Origin of the sequence: Paracoccus sp. (in: a-proteobacteria), from assembly GCF_046462195.1 — a bacterium.
Lineage (GTDB): Bacteria > Pseudomonadota > Alphaproteobacteria > Rhodobacterales > Rhodobacteraceae > Paracoccus.
On sequence record NZ_JBKGUN010000182.1, the window covers coordinates 1 to 5785 of the forward strand.

The 5785-nt window shown below is 62.1% G+C and carries 6 protein-coding genes and 1 pseudogene; 4 read left to right on the plus strand and 3 right to left on the minus strand.

Annotated elements, in window-relative coordinates; genetic code table 11:
* The 4 genes from ACLHHB_RS11380 to ACLHHB_RS11395 form a co-directional block, all read left to right on the plus strand.
* Window positions 1-1690 (plus strand): methanol/ethanol family PQQ-dependent dehydrogenase (locus ACLHHB_RS11380; protein ID WP_410218398.1); only part of this gene is annotated, 1690 nt, incomplete at its 5' end.
* A gap of 135 nt (window positions 1691-1825) precedes the next feature.
* On the plus strand, window positions 1826-2470 hold the full coding sequence (locus tag ACLHHB_RS11385) for a c-type cytochrome, methanol metabolism-related (protein WP_410218399.1): 645 nt from the start codon (window positions 1826-1828) through the stop codon (window positions 2468-2470).
* Window positions 2470-3297, plus strand: coding sequence for a substrate-binding domain-containing protein (locus ACLHHB_RS11390; RefSeq protein ID WP_410218400.1), 828 nt, complete (start codon window positions 2470-2472; stop codon window positions 3295-3297). Before ACLHHB_RS11385 ends, ACLHHB_RS11390 begins: the two co-directional genes overlap by 1 nt.
* On the plus strand, window positions 3294-3833 hold the full coding sequence (locus ACLHHB_RS11395) for a PQQ-dependent catabolism-associated CXXCW motif protein (protein ID WP_410218401.1): 540 nt from the start codon (window positions 3294-3296) through the stop codon (window positions 3831-3833). The genes ACLHHB_RS11390 and ACLHHB_RS11395 overlap by 4 nt, the downstream gene beginning before the upstream one ends.
* Here the strand turns inward: ACLHHB_RS11395 and ACLHHB_RS11400 are convergent.
* From ACLHHB_RS11400 to ACLHHB_RS11410, 3 genes and pseudogenes are all read right to left on the minus strand, one after another.
* Window positions 3808-4752, minus strand: coding sequence for a YncE family protein (locus ACLHHB_RS11400; protein ID WP_410218402.1), 945 nt, complete (start codon window positions 4750-4752; stop codon window positions 3808-3810). The two genes, ACLHHB_RS11395 and ACLHHB_RS11400, sit on opposite strands and share 26 nt — an antisense overlap.
* Window positions 4749-5309 (minus strand): SRPBCC family protein, encoded by a 561-nt coding sequence (locus tag ACLHHB_RS11405; RefSeq protein ID WP_410218403.1) that lies wholly within the window; start codon window positions 5307-5309, stop codon window positions 4749-4751. Before ACLHHB_RS11405 ends, ACLHHB_RS11400 begins: the two co-directional genes overlap by 4 nt.
* A pseudogene (locus tag ACLHHB_RS11410) lies at window positions 5306-5719 on the minus strand (DUF3280 domain-containing protein); the annotation flags it as partial. The pseudogene ACLHHB_RS11410 and the gene ACLHHB_RS11405, both read right to left, overlap by 4 nt.
* Between the last annotated feature and the right edge of the window lie 66 nt (window positions 5720-5785).

The following is a 5785-nucleotide window of genomic DNA, read 5'->3' on the forward strand; positions in this document are numbered from 1 at the left end:
GACTGGGAACTATGCCAACCAGCGCTATTCTGAGCTGGACCAGATCACCCGGGAAAACGTCGGCGACCTGCGCGTCGCCTGGAGCTTCTCGACCGGCGTTCTGCGCGGACACGAGGGCGGCCCCCTGGTGATCGGCAACATGATGTATGTCCACACGCCCTTCCCCAACAACATCTTCGCACTGGACCTGTCCGACAACGGCAAGATCGTATGGCGCCACACGCCTCAGCAGGACCCCGAAGTGATCGCGGTCATGTGCTGCGACACGGTTTATCGCGGCGTTGCCTATGCTGACGGCCTGATCCTCAGCCATCAGGCGGACACTACGCTGGTGGCGCTGGACGCCATGACGGGCGAGGAGAAGTGGTCGATCAAGACGGGTGATCCGGCCGTGGGCGAAACCAACACGGCAACCGTGCTGCCCGTGGGCGACAAGGTTCTGGTTGGCGTATCGGGCGGCGAATATGGCGTGCGCGGACGGATCACGGCCTATAACCTGGCCGACGGCACCGAGGCGTGGAAGGCGTATTCGACCGGCCCCGACGAAGAGATGCTGGTCAACCCCGAAACCACCATGCATCTGGGCAAGCCGATCGGCGCGGACAGTTCTCTCAACAGCTGGGAAGGCGATCAGTGGAAGATCGGCGGCGGCACGACCTGGGGTTGGTTCAGCTATGACCCAGACCTGAACCTGGTCTATTACGGCACCGGCAACCCCTCCACCTGGAACCCGTCGCAGCGCCCGGGTGACAACCGCTGGTCGATGACGATCATGGCCCGCGACGCTGATACCGGTGAAGCCAAGTGGTTCTACCAGAAGACGCCCCATGACGAATGGGACTATGACGGTGTGAACGAGAACATCCTGATCGACAAGGAAATCGACGGTCAGATGCGCAAGCTGCTGGTCAACTTCGACCGGAACGGCTTTGCCTATACGCTGGATCGCGAGACGGGCGAACTGCTGGTGGCGGAAAAGTACGACCCGGCCGTCAACTGGGCGACCCATGTCGAGATGGACCCGAACTCGGATCAGTACGGACGTCCGCAGGTGGTGGCAGATTACTCCACCTCTCAGAACGGCGAAGACACCAACACGACCGGCGTCTGCCCGGCCGCTCTCGGCTCCAAGGACCAGCAACCGGCAGCCTATTCGCCCAAGACAGGCATGTTCTATGTGCCGACCAACCACGTCTGCATGGACTACGAGCCGTTCCGCGTCGCCTATACGGCCGGTCAGCCATATGTGGGCGCGACCCTTTCCATGTATCCCGCTCCTGACAGCCACGGCGGCATGGGCAACTTCATCGCCTGGGACGCCGTCGAGGGCGAGATCAAGTGGTCGCTGCCCGAACAGTTCTCGGTCTGGTCGGGTGCCTTGGCCACCGCGGGTGACGTGGTCTTCTACGGAACGCTGGAAGGCTATCTGAAGGCGGTCGATGCCGAAACGGGCGAAGAGCTTTACAGCTTCAAGACGCCGTCGGGGATCATCGGCAACGTGATGACGTATGAGTTCGAGGGCAAGCAGTACATCGGCGTCCTGTCGGGCGTGGGCGGCTGGGCCGGCATCGGTCTGGCGGCTGGCCTGACCAACCCCAATGAAGGTCTTGGAGCCGTGGGTGGCTATGCCGCGCTCAGCGACTATACCGAACTAGGCGGCCAGCTGACCGTCTTCGAACTGCCCGGCTGAACTGGGCCAGCGGAGCGTCTCATACTTTCGTTCCGTACAACTAAGCTTGATCTGTGAACGGGCCGCCCCAGGGTTAAACTGGGGCGGTTCTGTCTGAGGAGAGCAGATAGTGAAAGATTTGGGAGGAAATCCAACATGAAAGCCATTACCGGTCTGACGGCGCTGGTTCTGGGTGCGTCCTTGGCCACCATGGCCCTGGCGCAATCCGAGGCAACGACCGAAACGCCACCGGCCGGTGCCGGGGCGGCGGCTGCCGTTTCAGGTACTGCCGAGCCTGCCGCCGCCGAAGGCGGAGAAGCAGTCGAGGAAGAGCCGGTGGAGGTCGCCGAGGGTGAGACCGTCATGCCGAGCGGCCACGACATCACCGCGGTCGAGATGGTCGACGGACGGTGGCGCAACGACGAAGGCATCCCGACCTTCAAGGTTGAAGACGGCGTGGTCGACTTTGCGACCTTCAACGGTTTCCGCCGCTATCATGCGGAATGCCACGTCTGCCATGGCCCCGATGGCGAAGGGTCGACCTATGCGCCCGCGCTGAAGAACTCGGTCCTGCGGATGGATTACTACGACTTCATGCAGGTCGTGGCATCGGGCCGCCAAGGCACGAACTCGGTCATGCCTGCCTTTGGGACCAACAAGAACGTCTGGTGCTATATCGACGACATCTATACCTATCTGGTGGCCCATGGGACCGAGACGATCGGGCGTGGTCGTCCTGCCGAACGTGCCGACAAGTCCGAGGAATACACGGCGCAGGAAGACGCCTGCATGTCGATGTGATGAAGACAAAGGCACGCCTGATCGCCGCATTGGCTCTGACATACGGACTGGGGCTGGCTGGTCCTGCCGCAGCGCAGGTGGCCGACCTGCGGTCGACAACGCAGTTCCGTGTTTGTGCCGATCCGGCCAATGCGCCGATGTCGTCCCAGGACGGCAGCGGCTTCGAAAACAAGCTGGCAGAGTTCATGGGCAAGGAACTTGACCTTCCCGTGACCTACAGTTGGTTTCCTTCCGGCATGGGCTTTATTACGCGGACCCTGCGGGAAGGCACCTGCGACGTCGTGATGGGCTATGCCCAGGGTGACGAACTGGTGCAGAACACCAACCATTATTACACCTCGGTTTATGGCATCGTGACACGGCGCGACGGGCCCTTGGCCTCGGTCGACCAATTGACCGACCCTGCACTTCGCGAAGCCGATATCGGGGTGGTTGCCGGAACGCCGCCTGCCACTCATCTGGCGCGTGCCGGACTGGCCGCCAACATGCGTGGGGCCGACCTGTTCGTCGACCGTCGGGTCGAGGATCCGATGGGTGACATGCTGAAGGGTGTCCGCGAGGGCACGCTGGATGCGGCCGTCCTGTGGGGGCCATTGGCCGGGCCTGCCATCAAGAATGATCCCGACCTGAAGTTCACGCCGCTGCTCAGGGAAGAGGGCGGACCGCGATTGTTCTATCGCATCACGATGGGCGTCCGGTTGGAAGAACAGGAATGGAAGCGCCAGCTGAACAGCCTGATCCGCAGGAACCAGGACGAGATCAACCAGATCCTGCACGATGCCGGCGTGCCACTGGTTGATGATTACGGACGCGAGCTGCTGCCATGATCCTGCGGGTGGTGCTGGCATGCCTTCTGCTGGGACAGGGGGCTTGGGCGCAGACAGTGCCCGAGCCTGACAGCTACCGCGGAGAGCCTTATCGGGCGCCCGTCCCTGCAACGTTGAAAGGGGCAGAGGTCATATCGGCAATCGAGGCGCTGGCACTCCACGCCGACGGCAGGGCCGCTTTTTTCGACATCATGCCCCGCAAGGTTCGCCCGGAGGGATTGCCTGCGGACACGATCTGGAACGAACCCGCGCATGGAACGATTCCGGGCGCCGTCTGGCTGTGGAACACCGGATACGAGGCACTGGCGCCCGCCGAAGAGGCGCGGTTGCGCAATGGTCTGAGCCGTGCACAGGCCGACGACCCTGATCGTCCACTGGTCTTTTTTTGCCGAACGGACTGCTGGATGAGCTGGAATGCCGCTCGTCGGGCGCTCGAATGGGGCTTTTCACCTGTCATCTGGTTCCCCACTGGAACGGAAGGCTGGCTGGAGGCGGGAGGCGCCCCTTTGGTCACTGCGGAACCTGTCGTCCCGTGAACTGACCAAAGGCGCGAGGACCTGCCGGCATTTCAATCCGGTGACGAATTTCCAGGCTCACTGCGTCAAGGGTGACGATTTCATCGCTGTCCCAGTTGGCGATCACGACCCCGCTTCCATCGGGCAGCGCGGCAATCCCTTCGGGATAATCGCCGATATCCACCTCGGCCAGAACCTCGAATGTCGAGGCATCGAAAACTGTCAGGCTGGCGTGATACTGGTTCGTGACAAAGCCGCGTCCTGATGCAAAGGCCACGCCATAGGGATGGCTGCCAGTCGGGATGCTGCCGATCAATCGTCCGGTTTCCGCATCGATCACCGACACGCTGTCACTCTGCACATCGGCGGTGAAGAACCGGCCCCCTTCAAAGGTGATGCCGAACGGATGGGAACCGGCGGTCGCCACCTGATGCAGGCGCTGCCCCGTCTTTGCGTCAAAGATGCTGACCGCATCCGCATCACGATCAGCGGTGGCCACTCTGCGGCCATCGTCACTGACCGCAACGCCTGCAGGGGCGGCGCCTGTCGGCACCTGCCAGAGGGGTGTCAGATCAGCGTCCAGCCGGGTCAACGTGGCGCCAAACCAGTTGGTGACGAACAACCCCCCTTCCGGGGCCACGGCAAGGCCAAAGGCGCCTTCGCCCAATTCCGCAGTATCCACGGTTTCGGCAGCCTTATTCAGCACATGCAGCCGCCCCGTGTCGGCGGCAATGACATAGGCACGGCCATGTCCGGGATCATAGGCCACGGGCGCAGGGGCATCAGGGACGTCCGCGCTGGCAAGAACCTGTCCCTGCTCCAGATCCACCACGCTGACGGCATTGCCATTCTGGGAGGTGATGAATGCAAGATCCCCGGCCATGACCGGGGATGCAAGAAATCCGGATGCCAGCAGCAGGCATGGCCGAAGCAGAATCATTCGATCTTGCCGAACCGTTCCGCCAGTGCGTCAAGACCGGCTTGATAGATGCCATCAACGGCAGCCATGGCGGCATCGTCGTTCAGTTCTGCCGGAGGATCATTGTTCGGAAACCCGCGATAAAAGCCGCCCTTCCAGACCACCTCCGCATGGCCCGCATTGTCCTTGACCTGAAGGGTCGAGGAATAGTTCGTGACTGGCAGGACGGCCGTGTCCACCTCGGTGATCATGTAGCGATAGCTCATCTTGTCGTTGTCGACCGCCATCAGCTGTTCGGTGATTGTCGGCGTTCCGCTGTCGGACACCAGCGTCAGCACGCGCGTGGATTCGTCTGGCACATCGGCAGGTGCCCCCTCGGGCTCCATGCGGGTCGAGGCTATGGCAGGGTGCCAGTCCATGTCGTCAAACTGTCCGATCACCTCCCACACTTCGGCAGGGGTTGCGTCCAGCACGACCGAATGCTCGGTCTTGAGCCGCGCGGGGCCATGCGCCGAGGCCACGCCCGCCAAACCCAGGACCGCACCAAGCGCAACGGCAAGAACCTGCGTTTTCATCATTCCTGTTTTTCCTTCCGAAAGATGATATTTCTCAGCAAATAGCTGTATCCCCGTCGATACGCCTCATCCGTGTTTCCCCGGACATCCACCGCACCGGCGCGCAACGTCTGACCGGTGTCCGCATCGCGGATATGGATGTTGATCGACTGGATCAGGTTGGAGACCTTCTGCACCTCTCCGGCGATCGCGTATGCCGACCCCATGGCCGCGGCGATACGGGTGTCCGCGCCATTGGAGTGAACGGGGTTCAGGATGCGCGCGACATCTTCGGGTGCAGGTTCGACCAGAGTAAAGCCACGTTCGGTCAGGGCGTCAGCAACGTAATCCTCGATCATCGCAATTCTGGCGGTCTCATCCTCGCGCACGCCATTGATCGCGCCTTCAGTCGACGTGTCGATATAATGGATGCCGAACCAGGTGGCGCTGCCCGGTGCGACCGCCTACTGTGCCGCAGCGGCGACAGGAACAAGCGTCAG